The 16,359-nt window shown below is 64.3% G+C and carries 10 protein-coding genes and 1 tRNA gene; 10 read left to right on the plus strand and 1 reads right to left on the minus strand.

All coding sequences use genetic code 11. The features are described 5' to 3' along the window. Positions 1-2: 2 nt before the first annotated feature. Positions 3-75 (minus strand) — tRNA-Gly (locus tag G5134_RS17685). Between the two features lie 249 nt (positions 76-324). Here G5134_RS17685 and G5134_RS17690 point away from each other — a divergent pair. From G5134_RS17690 to G5134_RS17735, 10 genes are all read left to right on the plus strand, one after another. Continuing rightward, complete coding sequence (locus G5134_RS17690; protein WP_421232097.1) at positions 325-3,762, plus strand: ATP-binding protein; 3,438 nt, start codon at positions 325-327, stop codon at positions 3,760-3,762. A gap of 416 nt (positions 3,763-4,178) precedes the next feature. Then, positions 4,179-5,864, plus strand: a complete 1,686-nt coding sequence (locus G5134_RS17695; RefSeq protein WP_005303255.1) for an ABC transporter substrate-binding protein — start codon at positions 4,179-4,181, stop codon at positions 5,862-5,864. A gap of 119 nt (positions 5,865-5,983) precedes the next feature. Next, entirely contained in the window at positions 5,984-6,967 is a 984-nt protein-coding gene (locus G5134_RS17700; protein ID WP_005303257.1) for an ABC transporter permease, read from the plus strand. A 1-nt stretch (position 6,968) separates the two neighbouring features. Then, positions 6,969-7,889 (plus strand): ABC transporter permease, encoded by a 921-nt coding sequence (locus tag G5134_RS17705; RefSeq protein ID WP_017778439.1) that lies wholly within the window; start codon positions 6,969-6,971, stop codon positions 7,887-7,889. Then, positions 7,886-8,908: an ABC transporter ATP-binding protein gene (locus G5134_RS17710; RefSeq protein ID WP_042007195.1), complete on the plus strand. Its 1,023-nt coding sequence runs from the start codon at positions 7,886-7,888 to the stop codon at positions 8,906-8,908. Before G5134_RS17705 ends, G5134_RS17710 begins: the two co-directional genes overlap by 4 nt. Before the next feature lie 11 nt (positions 8,909-8,919). Continuing rightward, positions 8,920-9,912: an ABC transporter ATP-binding protein gene (locus G5134_RS17715; RefSeq protein WP_099359582.1), complete on the plus strand. Its 993-nt coding sequence runs from the start codon at positions 8,920-8,922 to the stop codon at positions 9,910-9,912. A 114-nt stretch (positions 9,913-10,026) separates the two neighbouring features. Further along, positions 10,027-11,742: a glycoside hydrolase family 9 protein gene (locus G5134_RS17720; protein WP_421232098.1), complete on the plus strand. Its 1,716-nt coding sequence runs from the start codon at positions 10,027-10,029 to the stop codon at positions 11,740-11,742. Next, a complete protein-coding gene (locus G5134_RS17725; protein WP_421165012.1) occupies positions 11,735-12,607 on the plus strand; it encodes a BadF/BadG/BcrA/BcrD ATPase family protein in 873 nt (290 codons plus the stop codon). The genes G5134_RS17720 and G5134_RS17725 overlap by 8 nt, the downstream gene beginning before the upstream one ends. 94 nt (positions 12,608-12,701) lie before the next feature. After that, positions 12,702-14,570 carry a beta-N-acetylhexosaminidase gene (locus G5134_RS17730; protein WP_005303270.1) on the plus strand — a complete coding sequence of 623 codons (1,869 nt, stop codon included), beginning with the start codon at positions 12,702-12,704 and terminating at the stop codon, positions 14,568-14,570. A 216-nt stretch (positions 14,571-14,786) separates the two neighbouring features. Then, positions 14,787-16,340 (plus strand): methyl-accepting chemotaxis protein, encoded by a 1,554-nt coding sequence (locus tag G5134_RS17735; protein ID WP_421232099.1) that lies wholly within the window; start codon positions 14,787-14,789, stop codon positions 16,338-16,340. The last annotated feature ends 19 nt before the right edge of the window (positions 16,341-16,359 follow it).

The raw sequence follows: 16,359 nt of genomic DNA on the forward strand, positions 1-16,359 counted from the left end.
GGAGCGGGAAACGAGACTCGAACTCGCGACCCCGACCTTGGCAAGGTCGTGCTCTACCAACTGAGCTATTCCCGCATTACTGCTTGTGTGCCAGTTGCCTGACAACGAGGCGCATTATACGTACCCCGAGCAGAGGCACAACCCTTTTTTCTCACTTTCAGCCCTTTCTCGTGCTGTTTGCTCAGGGTTTAGACGGCTTGCCCAAAAAAAACGCGCCAGGCTGTGACCCAGCAGGCGAATTCAAGATAAAGTCATTGAAATGATTAGCCTTTAATCAGAGACTTGCGGCGGTTAGTAACCGGATTCTCAATTGAAAATCTCCCGATGAAATGGATCTTCAAGCCTCGTGGACTCAGGCCGCAGCTGATGCTGGCATTTTTTATGCTGGCCATGGTGCCCTTCCTGGTTGTCACCCTGTTTTTCCTCTATAGCCACGGCAAGGATCTCACCACCCAAACCTCCAACCATCTGGTTTCCGTTCGCAACATCAAGAAGAGCCAGCTGGAAGATTACTTCGGCAACCTCAAACAGCAGATCATCAACTTTTCCCAGCAGGATTTTGCCGGCAACAGTATCGGTCGCTTCTACGGCTTCACCGGCGCCTTCGAGAAACTCGGCACCACACCGCAGGAGGCCCGCGCCCGCGCCCAGGCCCGCTATGTGCCGGGCTCCTGGGATCAGTTGCAAAAGCCCGACAACACCCCCGACATCGAGCCCTCCATCAGTGCCCTGATCCTGGCGGACGAGATGTATGGCCGGGTGCATCAGCGCTTTCATCGCGGCTACGCCGACATGGTGCGCAAGTCCAACTACAGCGACATCTTCCTGATCGACCTCAACGGCGACGTGGTCTATTCGGTCACCAAGCGCGCCAACTTCGCCACCAATCTGCTCTCCGGCCCCTACCAATCGAGTGGTCTGGGCCAGACCTTCGCCAAGATCAAACGGCGCCTCGACGGCGGCCAGAAGCCGCAACAGATCTTCGAGTTCACCGATTTTGGCCGCAACGAACTGACCGGCCAGGTGGTCGCCTACATGGCCGCCCCCGTGATGCAGTACGACTATGTGCGCGGCGTGGTGATCTTCGAGCTGCTGCCGGACAAGCTCAACCAGATCATGGCGGAGCGGGAGGGGCTCGGTGCAACCGGCGAGACCATCCTCATCGGCCCGGACAAGCGGATGCGCGCCAACGCCTGGCTGGCGCCCGAGTTCAGCGTGGAGAACAGCTTCAGCCCCAACTTCCGGCCGCTGCAGACGCCGCTGGTGGTCAAGGCGCTCTCCGGCGAGCAGGGGGTCGGGCTGTTTCGCTCCTACCACGAGGACGAGGTGCTGGCCGCCTACACCCAGGTGAAGGTGTTCGACACCGAGTGGGCCTTCATCGCCGAGATCTCCACCAGCGAGGCCTATCGCCCCATCCGCCAGCTGGAAACCCTGGTGATCCTGCTGGGGGCCGGCTCATTGCTGCTGCTGATCCTCTTCTCCCGCTGGCTCTCCCACTCCATCACGGCGCCGCTGCGCTCTCTCACCGCCGCCGCCGAGCAGGTGGCCGACGGCGCCCTGGATCACCCCATCGCCATCGCCCGCACCGATGACGACATCGACCGGCTTGCCCAGGCGTTTCGCCACATGCAGCGCTCGGTGAAGGACAAGATCGAACTCATCGAGCGGCAGACCCAGGAGCTGCAGCAGCAGGTCAAGCTGACCCACAAGCAGAACCTCAGCCTGCAGCAGGCGGACAAGCTCAAGGATGAGCTGCTGGCCAACACCTCCCACGAGCTGCGCACCCCCATCCACGGCATCAAGGGGATGGCCGAATCCATGCTTGCCAGCCAGCAGGACTTGACCGAAGGGCAGCAGAAACAGCTGGGGCTCATCATCAAGAGTGCCGACGGCCTGGCGCGGCTGGTGGACGATCTGCTGGACTACCACCAGATGCGCTACGGCCAGCTGGAGATCCACCCCCAGCCGGTCTCCTCCAAGGGGGTCATCCGGCTGGTGCTGGATCTCTGCCAGCACCTGGTGCAGGCCAAACCCCTCACTCTGGTGGACAAAACCCCGGCCGAGCTGCCGCCTGTGCTGGCGGACGAGCAGCGGCTCGAACAGGTGCTCTACAACCTGGTGGGCAACGCCATCAAGTACACGCCGCAGGGCAAGGTGGTGCTGAGCGCCCTGGTGGAGGGCAACTTCCTGCACATCCGGGTGACCGACACCGGCATCGGCATCGCCAGGGATCACCTGGAGCACATCTTCGAGCCGCTGGTTCAGATGAGCCCTGAGGTGAGCAAGCAGGGGGCCGGCCTCGGCCTCTCCATCACTCGCCAGCTGGTGCACCTGATGGGGGGCGAGCTGTTCGTGGAGAGCGAGCCGAGCGTCGGCTCCACCTTCGCCTTCACCTTGCCGCTCGCCAGCGGCAAGGCCGGCAGTCTGACCCTCGACAGCCGCCAGATAGAGCATCAGCTGGTGCGCCAGCAGCCGCTCGCCCTGCCGGAGTGGGAGAGCGATGACCTCCCCCCACCGCCCGAGGATGCGCCCCTCATTCTGGTGGTGGACGACGAGCCCATCAATTTGCACATACTGCGCCACCTGCTGCAGCCCTGCGGTTATCGCATCCTGCCCAGCAGCGACGGCCACGACGCGCTGGCCAAGCTGGCCCAGGAGCCGGTCGACCTCATCCTGCTGGACGTGATGATGCCGACCCTCTCCGGCTTCGACGTCTGCCGCCGGTTGCGGGAGCAGCATCCCAAGGAGAAGCTGCCGGTGCTGCTGCTCACCGCCCTCAACCAGCCCAAGGATATCGAGGAGGGTTTCAACGCCGGCGCCAACGACTATCTGGTGAAACCCTTCTGCAAGGAGGAGCTGTTCGCCCGGGTCAGGGCCCTGCTGGAGGCGAGCGCCGGGCGCGCCTCTCTGGTGGAGAACCGCTTGCTCAAACAGGAGATAGAGCACCGGCTGGTGCTGCAGGAGCAGCTGCATCAGGATCAGCAGCGGCTGCTGGCCCTGCTCGGCGAGGGGGCCGACCCCATGGTGTTCATCGATAGTCAGGGCACTGTGCTGTTCGCCTCGCGGGTGCTGGCCCGCCTGCTGGGCCAGGAGCCGGAAGCCATGGAGGGGCAGCCGCTGGACGACTGGCTGGCCAGCCCGCTGGCCAGCCAGTGGCCCGGGCTGCAGGCCGGCCAGGAGCAGTCGCTGGCGTTTCTGGTGGCGGGTCAGCGGGACGAGCTCAACGCCCGCGCCCTGCCCATCAGTCTGGGGGGGCAGGCCGCCTATGCGCTGGCCCTCAGCACAGAGTCGCGGCCCGACGAAAACCGGGTGATGGCGCTGGAGAACGCCCTCAAGAGCCTGTCGCGCCAGGCCATCATCGAGGATGGTCAGCTGCTGGGCGAGCTGAGCCGGCTGGGCGGGGAGTTCCGCTCGCTCGCCGACGATCTCATCCGCCAGCAGGATGACGAGCCATTGCGCCGCGCCCTGGTGGACACCATGCGGCTCACCCTGGATGCCTGGCAGCAGAGCACCGGCAAGGGCAAGATAGTGCTGGCCGAGAAGAGCAAGCTGTGGCGGGTCTACATGGACCGCTCCAGCCCGCAGACCCGCACCCTCGACAAGTACCTGAGCCTGGACACCCTGCCCAAGGCGCCGCGCTGGAAGACGGTGGTCGCCACCGCCGAATACGTGCTCAGCCACGGCCCGCTCAACGAGGCCCAGCGCCAGCAGCTACACCACAGCGCCCAGACCCTGCGCCAGCTCGCCACCCGCAAGAGCTAGCGCATCCCCTCCCCGCCCCCATCTCCAATCTGAGCCCTGGCTCACACTTGGCGGGGCGGTTTTTTTTTGTGCAAAATTAAGCCCGCTCCCCACGTCAAAACGAGAGCCGATCCAATTCACACAATTGTCATGAGAGGCAGATTGACGGGGACTTATTACGTCAGAGCAATTAACATAACCTCATGATTTAAATTGAGTTAAAAGCCATTTTGACGAAATTGACGTGATAGCGCCGATTTTTACGATATCGACGATCTGAACAGTTGTTGTTTTCCTGTTAACTCTGCTTTGCTAGGGACGTTGGATGACACAACTACAAGGGTGAAAAACCTGACCAACATTGAGGGCCGACCTCCCCAGCATGCGAAGTCGGTGCTCAAATCCAAACAAGGAATATAAATAAGAAAGGAAATAATATGCTTGCCAAAGTATCCAAAATCTCTACTGCTGTAATGCTGGGCACCATGATGCTTGCCGGCGCTGCCGGCAACGCCATGGCGGCCGACAACAAGACGGTGCTGACCCTGGTCGCACAACAGGAAACCGCGTGGGTCAAGAACTTCAACCCCTTCCTGCAGGCGGGTCTGCTGCACACCACCCGTCACTTCATCTATGAACCCCTGGTGATCTTCAACGATATGCAGGGCGGCAAGCCCGTCTATCGTCTGGCCACCCACTTCGAGTTCAGCAAGGACCTCAAGTCCGTCACCTTCGATCTGCGTGACGGAGTGAAGTGGTCGGACGGTCAGCCCTTTACCGCCGATGACGTCCTCTTCTCCTTCAACCTGGTCAAGGCCAACAAGGCGCTGGACGAGCGCTCAATCTGGACCCAGATCAAGAGCGTCGAGAAGCTGGCTCCCAACAAGATCAAGTTCGACCTGACCGACGTCAACACCAACGTGGTGAACGACCTGGTGCTGGTGCCCATCGTACCGGAGCATCAGTGGAAATCGGTGAAAGACCCGGTCGCCTTCACCAACGACAAGCCGGTCGGCACCGGTCCCTTCACCGAAGTGGACAACTTCTCCGCCCAGCTCTACACCCAGTGCCGCAACCCGCACTACTGGGACAACGCCAACCTCTCCATCGACTGCCTGCGCATGCCGCAGATGGCCACCAACGACCAGGTATTGGCCGCGGTGATGAAAGGTGACGTGGACTGGTTCGGCTCCTTCGTGCCGGACATCGAGCGTCTCTACGTCGGCAACGATCCGAAGAACAACAAGTACTGGTTCCCGGCCTCCGGCACGGTGGCGTTCAACGTCAACTTCCAGGCCAAGAAACCGGGCAACCACGAAGCCTTCAACGACGTCAACTTCCGCCGCGCCTTCTCCATGGCCATGGACCGCCAGTCCATGGTGGACATCGCGGGCTACGGTTACCCGACCGTCAACGAGTACCCGTCAGGGCTCGGCAAGGCGTTCGACTCCTGGAACAACCCGGAAGTGGACAAGAAGTACGGCAAGTACAACAAGTTCGATCTGGAAGGCGCCAAGGCCCTGCTGAAACAGGCCGGCTACAAGGATTGTGACGGCGACAAGTTCCTCGACACCCCCACCTGCCAGAAGATCGAGTTCAAGGTGCTGGTACCGAATGGCTGGACCGACTGGGTCAACACCGCCCAGATCGGCGTGGAAGGGCTGCAGGCACTGGGCCTGAACGCCAAGACCGCCACCCCGGAAGCCACCGTCTGGACCGAAAACCTGATCACCGGTGACTTCGACGTCGCCCTGCAGGGTTACTTTGCCGGTGCCAACCCGCACAAGTACTTCGAGACCGCCTTCCACTCCCGCAACATGGGTGAGCGCGGCAACCGCTTCGCGGCGCCCCGCTACAAGGATCCGGCGCTCGACAAGCTGATCGACGACTTTACCCAGACCGCCGATGCCGCCAAGCAGAAGGAGATCATGTTCGAGATCCAGGACAGGGTCGGTGCCAACCAGACCATCATCCCGGTATTCAACAACCCGACCTGGTACGAATACAGCACCAAGCGTTTCCACGGCTGGTTCAGTGCCGACAACCCGGTCGCCAAGCCGCAGGTTCACCCGGACACCCCGGAGCGTCTGCTGCACGTGTTGTCACTCAAGCCGAACAGCTAATCAATCCCGGCCCCCTGCGGGGGGCCCTCTTCCCCGCCCATTCCCCTTATCTCCCGGCTCTGCCGGGGTTGGGGTAACTATGCCCGGCGCGGGGCGGACCAGCAGTAAAAGGTATCATCATGGGATTCATACTGAGACGCTTTTCCTTCTATCTGGTCGCCTTTCTGGTGGCCGCCACCATCAACTTCCTGCTGCCCAGAGCCATGCCGGGGGACCCCGTCTCCGTCATGTTTGCCCGGGCCGGCGCCATGATGGAACCCGCCGCGCTGGAGGCCCTCAAGGCCACCTTCGGTTTCGTGGACGGCCCCATCGGCACCCAGTTTCTCACCTATGTGAAGAGCGTCTTCACCTGGGATCTCGGCACCTCGGTGCGCTACTACCCCCAACCGGTCGCCGACGTACTCGGCCGCGCCATCGGCTGGACCCTGTTTCTGGTGGGCACCTCCACCATTCTGAGCTTCTCCATCGGTTCCATCGTCGGCATCTTCGCCGCCTGGCACCGGGGCGGTCGCCTCGACAGCATCCTCTCCCCGCTCACCCTGGTGATGCAGGCCATTCCACCTGTGGTCATCTCGCTGCTGGCGCTCTTCCTGTTCGGGGTGAGCCTGGAGTGGCTGCCCATCGGCTACGCCTACAGCCCGGAGATCACCCCCGACTGGGGCTGGGAGCACATCAAGAGCATCCTGACCCACGCCATCATGCCGGTGGGCACCCTGGCCATGGTGCAGGTGGGGGGCTTTCTCATCACCATGCGCAACAACATGATCAACCTGCTGGGCGAGGACTACATCACCATGGCCAAGGCCAAGGGGCTCTCCAGCAACCGGGTGATCTTCAACTACGGCGCCCGCAACGCCATCCTGCCGAGCGTCACCGCCCTCTCCATGGCGCTCGGTTTCGTCATCGGCGGATCCCTCATCACCGAGGTGATCTTCAACTATCCCGGCCTGGGCCTGACCCTCTATCAGGGCATTCTGGCCCGCGACTACCCGCTCATTCAGGGGCAGCTGCTCATCATGACCATCACCATGCTCAGCTTCAACTTCCTGGCCGACGTGCTCTACGTCTTCCTGGATCCCCGTCTGCGTACCGGAGGCAAATAAGATGCGCATGCCGACTATTCTGAAAATCCTGCTGGGCAACAAGAAGGCCGCCTGCGGCCTCTTCATCGTGGTCAGCTTCGTGCTGATGGCCCTGTTCGCCCCCATTCTGGCCGGCAACGAACCGACCAAGCGGGTGGCCCGCCCCCACCAGCCCCCCAGCACCGAGTTCGTGATGGGCACCACCCGCATGGGCCACGACATCTGGGCCCAGTTCACCAACGGCGCCCGCATCTCCCTGATGGTGGGCTTCAGCGCGGGCCTGCTGGTGTGCGCCCTCGCCGTCGCCATCGGCATCACCGCCGGCTACTTCGGCGGCCTGGTGGACGAGTGCCTCACCTTCCTGATGAACGTGGTGCTGGTGATCCCCAACCTCCCTCTATTGCTGGTGCTGGCCAGCTTCATCGGGGAGGCGTCACCGGCGGTGATCGCCCTCATCATAGGCTTTACCTCCTGGGCCTATGGCGCGCGGGTCATCCGCGCCCAGACCCTGGCCCTGCGCGAGAAAGAGTTCGTCATCGCCGCCGAGGTGCTGGGGGAGCCGGCCTGGCGCATCATCCTGGTGGAGATATTGCCGAACCTCATCTCCATCATCGGGGTGAGCTTCATCGGCTCCATCATCTACGCCATCGTCACCGAGGCGACCCTGGAGTTCCTGGGCCTTGGCGACCCCACAGTCGTGAGCTGGGGCATCATGCTCTACAACGCCCAGACCTCGAGCGCCATCCTGGTCGGCGCCTGGTGGGAGATCCTGGCCCCCTGCTTCGCCATCGCAACGCTCGGTGCCGGTCTGGCCCTGCTCAACTTTGCCATCGACGAAATCGCCAACCCGCAGCTGCGCTCCCACAAGGGGCTCAATCGCTGGAAGAAACTCGCCGCCCCCGTCACCACGCCGGTACCGGCCGTACAGGAGAAGACAGCATGAGATCGCAACAACCCCTGCTGTCGGTACGCAACCTCTGCGTCGACTACATCACCGAGAACGGCGACGTGCGCGCCGTCAACTCGGTCAGCTTCGACATCGCCCCCGGTGAAGTGTTTGGCCTGGCCGGCGAGTCGGGCTGCGGCAAGTCCACCGTCGCCTTCTCGGTGGCGCGGCTGCACAAGCCGCCCGCCTACATCAGCGGCGGCGAGATCCTGTTCAAGGGGGAGAACATCCTCCACTACGGCGATGAGCGGCTGCGCAGCTACCGCTGGCAGCAGGTGTCGGTGGTGTTCCAGTCCGCCATGAACGCGCTCAACCCGGTGCTGCGCATGGAGGAGCAGTTCTGCGACGTGCTGCTGGCCCACAACCCGGGGCTCACCCGCTATGAGGCGATCAAGCGCGCCCAGGAGCTGCTCGCCATCGTCGACATCCACCCGAGCCGGCTCAAGGACTACCCGCACCAGTTCTCCGGCGGCATGCGCCAGCGGCTGGTGATCGCCATCGCCATGGCGCTCAACCCCGAGCTGCTGATCATGGACGAGCCGACCACGGCGCTCGACGTGGTGGTGCAGCGGGAGATCCTGCAGAAGGTCTATGCGCTCAAAGAGAAGTTCAACTTCTCCATCCTCTTCATCACCCACGACCTCTCGCTGATGGTCGAGTTCTGCGATCGCATCGGCATCATGTACGCCGGTGAACTGGTGGAGGTGGCGCCGGCCAAGGCGATCCTGACCGCGCCGCTGCACCCCTATACCAGGGGGCTCGGCAACTCCTTCCCGCCCTTGCACGGGCCCAAGAAGGTGCTGGAGGGGATCCCGGGCACCCCGCTCAACCTGCTGGAGGTGCCGGTGGGCTGCCGCTTTCAGGCACGCTGCGCCAGGGTGCATGAGCGCTGCCGTCAGCAATACACCAAGCTCGCCGAGATCCGCCCCGGCCAACAAACCGCCTGTCACCTCTATGAGGCGCAGGATGAGCAACAAGATCCCCTGATCTATCTGGACAAGGCCGCTGGCTGTTAAGGATGTCTGTCATGCAAATCGCCAAAACCGACGCCCCCATCATCGAAGTCCAGCACCTCTACAAGGACTTCCCCGTCAACTCCAACGCCATCAAGAGCGGCAAGATGCGAGCCCTCTCGGACATCACCTTCAACCTGCACCGGGGCCGCGCCCTGGCGGTGGTGGGAGAGTCCGGCTCCGGCAAGAGCACCATCGCCAAGATCATCGCCAAGATGTACAAGCTCTCCGGCGGCCGCATCCTCTATCGCGGCCGCGATCTGGAGGAGTTCAACAAGGGCACCGCCCTGCTCGACTACCGTCAGAGCGTACAGATGGTGTGGCAAGATCCGTTCGGTTCGCTGAACCCGACCCACACCATCTACCACCACATCGCCCGCCCCCTGCTGCTGCACAGCAAGGTGATCGACAAGAAAGATCTGCCCGACATGGTCTATGGCCTGCTGGAGAAGGTGGGGCTCACCCCTGCCAAGGCGACTGCGGCCAAGTACCCGCACCAGCTCTCCGGCGGCCAGCGCCAGCGGGTCAACATCGCCCGCAACCTGGCGGTGGAGGCGGAAGTGGTGCTGGCGGACGAGCCCACCTCCATGCTCGACGTCTCCATTCGCATCGGCATCCTCAACCTGATGGAGCAGATGAAGGACGAACTCGGCGTCTCCATGCTCTACATCACCCACGACATCGCCACCGCCCGCTACGTGGCCGAGGATCTGGCGGTAATGTACGTCGGGCACATGGTGGAGTGGGGCGAGGTGGACGAGATCCTGCACCACCCCCAGCACCCTTACACCCAGCTGCTCATCTCGGCGGTGCCCGACCCCGAGAAGAGCATCCACGCCGAGCTGGAGGGGGGCCGCAAGGGGGAGATCCCGCTCTGGACGCCGGAATCCTGCGGTTGCCCCTTCGCCGGGCGCTGCAATCAGGCGATGCCGCGCTGCAAGGAGACCCTGCCCCCCGTCAGCAAGCTTGCCGACAACCACTTTGTGCGCTGCTACCTCTACGAGTGAGGGTGAGCCTTGAACCGGCCGGACAGCAGTGTCCGGCCATGCCTCGATACGGGGCGGCCATGGCCCCGTGATGTGCCTCACCGCCTGTCGGTGAACCACAGGAGTAATACCTCGATGGAACTCTTGATCAATCAGGTGGGTTACCCGTGCGACGGGGAGAAGATCGCCCTGCTACAAGCCACCCCCGCCCATGATCTCGGCGGCTATGTCAGGCTGCAACGCCAGGGTGATGGCCAGATCCTGTTTGAAACTCCGCTGCAAGCGACCGGCAGCGTCCCCGGCTGGCAGGGCCGTGCTTACTGGCGCGCCGACTTCTCGGCATTCCAAGAGCCAGGCCACTATCGGCTGGAGGCGATCACCGCCCAAGGCATTGTCCGCTCTACCCGCTTTGCCATCGGCCCCGATCTGCTGGCCAGCTGCTGCCTCTCCGACGTCATCCACTACTTCAAGGGACAGCGTGCCAGCGGCGCCTTCGATCGGGCCGACCGCAGCGCTCGTCTGTTTGGCACCGACCTGCGCCGGGACGTGCACGGCGGCTGGTTCGATGCCAGCGGCGACATGAGCAAATACCTGAGCCACCTCTCCTACGCCAACTACCTCAACCCCCAGCAGACCCCCATGGTGGTCTGGGCCCTGCTCAAATGCCGCGAGCTCTTGGCCCCGCGCCGCGACATCGACGGGGTCAACCTCTGCAAGCGGCTCAACGACGAGGCGCTGCACGGCGCCGATTTTCTCTGCCGGATGCAGGATGAGTCGGGCTTCTTCTACATGACCCTGTTCGACAAGTGGAGCAAGGATCCCGAGCAGCGCGAGCTGTGCGCCTACGCCACCCAGCAGGGGCTCAAGTCCGCCAACTGGCATGCCGGTTTCCGCCAAGGGGGCGGCATGGCCATCGCCGCGCTCGCCCGCGCCGCCCGCGAGAGCGTCAGCGGCGACTTCGATGCCAGCCGCTACGCCGAAGCGGCCAGACGCGGCTACCTGCACCTGCGCGAGCACAACCTTGCCTATCTGGATGACGGGGTCGAAAACATCATCGACGACTACTGCGCCCTGCTGGCGGCGGTGGAGCTGACCCGCACCCTGGGCCCAGAGTGGCTGGCAGAGGCCAGAGAGCGGGCCGACAAGCTCTGCGCCCGCCAGCGCCCTCACCCTGAGCTCGGCCACTATTGGGCCGCCAACGAGGATGGCGCGCGCCCCTACTACCACGCCGCCGAGGCGGGCCTGCCGGTGCTGGCCCTGCTGGAATACGTGGGGATCGAGCCGGACTGGGAGCGCAAGAGCGCGGTGCAGCGGGTGATCGAGCAGGCGCTGGCCGCCGAGCTGGCGCTCTGTGCCCGCCCCGGCAACCCGTTTGCCCTCGCCCGCCAGTATGTGAAAGGGGTTGGCGAAGCCCCCCGCGTCAGCTTCTTTATGCCCCACCACAACGAGTCGGGTTACTGGTGGCAGGGGGAGAACGCTCGCCTCGCCTCGCTGGCCGCCATGGCGTTTGCCGCCGCCGCCCAGTTGCCGCACCAGAGCCGCTTGCTGCGCACCTTCGGCCAACACCAGCTCGACTGGATCCTGGGGAAAAACCCCTTCAACGCCTGCATGCTGGCGGGTCACGGCAGCAACAATCCGAGCTACACCGCCGGTTATCCCAATGCGCTGGGGGGGATCTGCAACGGCATCACCTCAGGGTTTGATGACGAAAACGAGGTGGCCTTTATCCCCGAGGCCTACAAGGAGCGGCTGGATCAGAACTGGCGCTGGGGGGAGCAGTGGATCCCGCACGCCGCCTGGTTCGCCCTGGCCATCAGCTGGCAGAGCGCGCAGGGAGGCCACCATGATTGAGTACTGGGTCGGGGTGGATGGCGGCGGCACCCATACTCGCGCCCGCATTCGGGATCGGGCCGGCAAGCTGCTCGGCGAGGGGCGCGCCGCCGGCTCCAACCTGGAGCTCGGCATCGAGATCGCCCACGGCAACGTGCTGGCCGCCATCGAGCAGGCCCGTCTCGAGGCCGGACTTGCTGAGGATGCCCAGCAACGGATGGGGGTCGGGCTGGCGCTCGCCTCCGCCGAGCTGGCCGACTGCTATCACGCCATGCTGACCATGCCCTTCCCCTTTGCGAGCGTGCGGCTCACCTCCGACGCCTTCGGTGCCTGCCTGGGCGCCTTTGGCGGCGAGGAGGGGGCTATCCTCATCGCCGGCACCGGCTCGGCCGGGCTCATCTATCGCCACGGCCAGCTGCACACCTGCTCCGGCCGCGGCTTTCCCATCTCGGATCTGGGCAGTGGCGCCTGGCTGGGGCTGCGCGCCATCCAGCAATCCCTGCTCTGCCACGACGGCATCCTGCCCCCCAGCACATTGGCCATCCGCTTGCTCGATCACTTCAAGCGGGATCAGGCCGAGGTGGTACGCTGGGCCGCCCGCGCCATCCCCGCCGACTACGGCCGCTTCGCCCCCTGGGTGTTCGATGCCGCCAGCGACGGCGACGAGCTCGCCTGCCAGTTGCTGGAGGAGACCTGCCAGCAGTTGGCCATCCTGCTGGAGGGGATGCGCCAGCTGGGCGCCGACCGGATTGCCCTGCTCGGCGGCATCGGCATGCGCCTCGCCCCCCGTCTGGCGCACCTGCCGCTGGTCAGCCCCGCTGCCGACGCACTGGAGGGGGCTATCCTGTTTGCCAAGACGGAGGCGCTGCCATGCCTGCACTCCTGAACCGTGCCAGCACCAGCACGCCCTCCCCTCAACCATCGCCAGCCGTCTTCACCAGAGCGGCCGGCCCCCTGCTCGTGCAACCGAAGGAGTTTTCATGTCCGCACCTCTGATCCACACCCAGGTCGACCGACGCGATGGTGACGACGTCTGGTTTCGTTTCAGCCTGAGCCAGCTGCCAGATGCCCCCTGGAAGCTCCACTTCTGCCTGGCACGTCACATCGACCCCGGCTCGGTAGAGGGCGGTGAGCTGGAGCGCCAGAGCGGCAGCTACAAGGTCTTGCTCCCGCAAACGGGGGCCAGCGAGCTGCGCTTCTGCTGTCGTAGCACCCCCATCAAGCGCCTCTCCGACATGCCGCGCGGCTTCTTCCTGAGCCTGCCCCGGGCCAGCAGCGGCCCCCAGCTGATGCCGGTGGAGCTGACCGGCGAGGAGCTGGGCCTGCCACAATCCGCCACTGCGGCGCCAGATCTGCCCGAGGTGGAGCCCCTCGCCGGCATCGTGCCACAGCCAGATCGCTTGTTGCTGCTGGAGGGCAACTTCCGGCTGGCGGAGCGCGCCCACGTCAGCGGCCCGAGCCCCCTGCTCGGCCCGCTGCTGGCCCACTTCAACGAGCTGACCGGGCTCGCGCTGGCGCAGGATCACGACGCCGAGATCCGGCTGGTTGAAAGCGGCCTGGGCCCGGAGGCCTACCGGCTGACCATCACCCCGGAGGAGATAGTGATTGCCGCCGGCGGCGAGGCAGGTTGGCGCCATGGCCTCGTCAGCCTGGCCCAGTGGTATCTGCAGCACGGCGAGAGCCTGCCCTGCATCGAGCTCAGCGACGCGCCGCGCTTTGGCTTTCGCGGCATCTTTCTCGACTGTGCCCGCCACTTTCACTCCCTCGCCACCCTCAAGCGCCTGCTCAAGCTGATGAGCCTCTACAAGTTCAATCGCTTCCACTGGCACCTGACCGATGACGAGGGGTGGCGCCTCGAGATCAAGGCCTTCCCCCAGCTGACCGAACTGGCCGCCTGGCGCGGCCACGGCCTGGCCGTCGGGCCCCAGCTGAGCGGCGGCCCCGAGCCCTATGGCGGCTACTACACCCAGAGCGAGGTGCGCGAACTGGTGGCCTATGCTGCCGGACTTGGCATCACCATCATTCCGGAAATTGACATCCCGGGTCACTGCCACGCCGCTATCAAGGCGCTGCCCGAGCTGCTGGTGGAGGAGGCCGACCGCTCCCGCTACCTGTCGGTGCAATATTTTGACGACAACGTGCTCAACCCGGCCCTGCCCGGCACCTATCAATTCCTGGAAGCCGTGATGGACGAGGTGTGCGAGCTGTTCCCGGGGCCACTGGTGCACATGGGGGGAGACGAGGTGCCCAGCGGGGTCTGGACCGACAGCCCCGCCTGCCAGCAACTGATGAAGCAGCAGGGCTATCAGGATTGCCGCGAGCTGCAGGGCCACCTGCTGCGCCACTGCCAGCAGTACCTGGCCGGCAAGGGCAAGCGGATGCTGGGCTGGGAGGAGATTTTGCACGGCGACAAGGTGAGCCGGGACGCCACCATCTTCGCCTGGACCAGCTTCCAGGCCGGGCTCGAGGCGGCCACTGCGGGTTATCCGGTGGTGATGGCACCGGCCCAGCACCTCTATCTGGACCTTGCCTGGAGTCAGGACATCCATGAACCCGGCCTCTACTGGGCGGGCACCCTCAATCTGGCGCAGGTCTACGCGTGCGACCCGGCCCCAGCCGATTTCCATGCCAACGATAACATCCTGGGGGTGCTGAGCCCCTTATGGTCGGAACTGATCACCTCTCGCGATCGTCTCGACTATATGTTGTTCCCGCGCATGCTGGCGACCGCCGAGGTGGCCTGGAGTGCCCCCGCCCGCAAGGGGTGGGAGCACTTCGCCGCCCGTCTGCCGGGCCAGCTGCAGATCCTCGACCAGCTCCAGGTGCGTTACCGGGTACCGCAGAGGTAGTGTTATCTTTTTTCCTTGGCGGCCTGATGGCCGCCTTTTTTTTACGATTAACCAACAAAACATCAACTTGCCCCTACCATTCATCCGCCATTGTTGGCAAAATTCAGCCCCCTATGAAGCCGGTCTGCCACCTGCTGGCGCGAGCCTGCGGCCATCTCCAGATCTGCCACAATAACAACGACAAAGTTATCAACAAGAACATCGGAGCGTATTCCTATGGCCCGCAGAGACGTCCATACCCTGGACAGCGAAGTGGAGTTTCCTGCCGACGAACAACTGGTCTCCACCACGGATCTGCGCGGGGTGATCACCTACGCCAACCCCGCCTTCTGCCGCATCGCCGGCTACTCGGTCGACGAGCTGGTCGGCCATAACCACAACCTGGTGCGCCACCCAGAAATGCCCAAGGCGGCCTTCGCCGATCTCTGGGCCCGCCTCAAGGAGGGCAAGCCCTGGCGCGGCATGGTGAAGAACCGCTGCAAGGATGGCCGCTACTACTGGGTCGATGCCTATGTGACCCCCATCTACGAGGGCAACCGGATCAGCGGCTACCAATCGGTGCGCTGCAAGCCGGATCCCCAGCTCAAGCGCATCGCCGGCCAGGCCTACCAGGCCCTGCTCAAGGCCGAGCGCGGCACCGGCAGCCGCCTCCCCTCCCTCGCCCGGGTGCGCGCACCGGCCATCGCCCTGCTGCTGCTCGGCCTGATGGGCTGGGCCTTCGCCAGCCAGGGAGCCATGACCGCCCTACTGATGCTGCTGCCCCTGCTGCTCATCGGCGGCGCCTACTGGCGCGAGATCTTTGCCCTGCCGCTCTATCTGCAGCAGCTGGGCCGCGAATATGACAGCCTGACCCGGCTGGTCTACTCAGGTGACGGCCCCGGCGCCATCGCCGACTTTCACATCAAGATGCTGCAGGCCCGCATCCGCACCGTGCTGGGCCGGGTCAACGATGCGACCAACCCGCTGCAGGCCCTGGCCAGCAACCTGAAACAGGCCTCCCATCAGGCCTGCCTCGACATCAACGAGCAGGATGCCCAGACCCAGCAGATGGCCGCCGCCATGACCCAGATGGCCAGCACGGCCCACGAGATTGCCCGCAACATCCAGGACTCCAACGGTCAGGTGAGCGAGGCCCGCAGCCGCTGCCAGCACACGGACAAGCAGCTGGCCCAGACCGAGCAGCGCATCGAGCAGCTCGCCAGACAGGCGGAGCTGGCCTTCAACTCGGCGGTGGAGCTGGCCAGCGAGTCAGAGCGGATCGGCAGCGTGATGGGGGAGATCCAAGGCATCGCCGACCAGACCAACCTGCTGGCGCTCAACGCCGCCATCGAGGCGGCCCGGGCTGGCGAACAGGGGCGCGGCTTTGCGGTGGTGGCCGACGAGGTGCGTACCCTGTCGACCCGCACCCACAAGGCGACCGAGCAGATCCAGGGCAGCATCCAGCAGATCCAGCACACCCTGGGCCGCTGGAAGGGGATGATGCAGGAGAACCTGCAGCAGACCCGCGAGTGCGCCGAGATGACCCGTCAGGGCTCCAGCAGCCTGCATACCGTGCTGCAGGAGATCGAGCTGGTGACCGAGTTCTCCACCCAGATCGCCGCCGCCGCCGAGCAGCAGCAGACGGTGGTGGAGGATATCAGTCGCAGCATCCACCAGATCTCCGAGTACTCCCACGCCAACAGCCAGAAGATGCAGGAGGTCGACGACTCCAGTCAGGAGCTGCTGGAGCGGGCCAGGCAGCTCAAGGGGCTCAGTCAGACCTTCGGCTGACCCATTTGCCAGTCACCCG

The sequence above is a fragment of the Aeromonas sp. 600276 genome (assembly GCF_049175815.1).
Classification (GTDB): domain Bacteria; phylum Pseudomonadota; class Gammaproteobacteria; order Enterobacterales; family Aeromonadaceae; genus Aeromonas; species Aeromonas dhakensis.

What these genes read in the sequence shown, in the direction of transcription:
- G5134_RS17690 (WP_421232097.1), top strand. Translation starts at nt 325, where the DNA reads ATGAAATGGATCTTCAAGCCTCGTGGACTCAGGCCGCAGCTGATGCTG.
- G5134_RS17695 (WP_005303255.1), top strand. Translation starts at nt 4,179, where the DNA reads ATGCTTGCCAAAGTATCCAAAATCTCTACTGCTGTAATGCTGGGCACC.
- G5134_RS17700 (WP_005303257.1), top strand. Translation starts at nt 5,984, where the DNA reads ATGGGATTCATACTGAGACGCTTTTCCTTCTATCTGGTCGCCTTTCTG.
- G5134_RS17705 (WP_017778439.1), top strand. Translation starts at nt 6,969, where the DNA reads ATGCGCATGCCGACTATTCTGAAAATCCTGCTGGGCAACAAGAAGGCC.
- G5134_RS17710 (WP_042007195.1), top strand. Translation starts at nt 7,886, where the DNA reads ATGAGATCGCAACAACCCCTGCTGTCGGTACGCAACCTCTGCGTCGAC.
- G5134_RS17715 (WP_099359582.1), top strand. Translation starts at nt 8,920, where the DNA reads ATGCAAATCGCCAAAACCGACGCCCCCATCATCGAAGTCCAGCACCTC.
- G5134_RS17720 (WP_421232098.1), top strand. Translation starts at nt 10,027, where the DNA reads ATGGAACTCTTGATCAATCAGGTGGGTTACCCGTGCGACGGGGAGAAG.
- G5134_RS17725 (WP_421165012.1), top strand. Translation starts at nt 11,735, where the DNA reads ATGATTGAGTACTGGGTCGGGGTGGATGGCGGCGGCACCCATACTCGC.
- G5134_RS17730 (WP_005303270.1), top strand. Translation starts at nt 12,702, where the DNA reads ATGTCCGCACCTCTGATCCACACCCAGGTCGACCGACGCGATGGTGAC.
- G5134_RS17735 (WP_421232099.1), top strand. Translation starts at nt 14,787, where the DNA reads ATGGCCCGCAGAGACGTCCATACCCTGGACAGCGAAGTGGAGTTTCCT.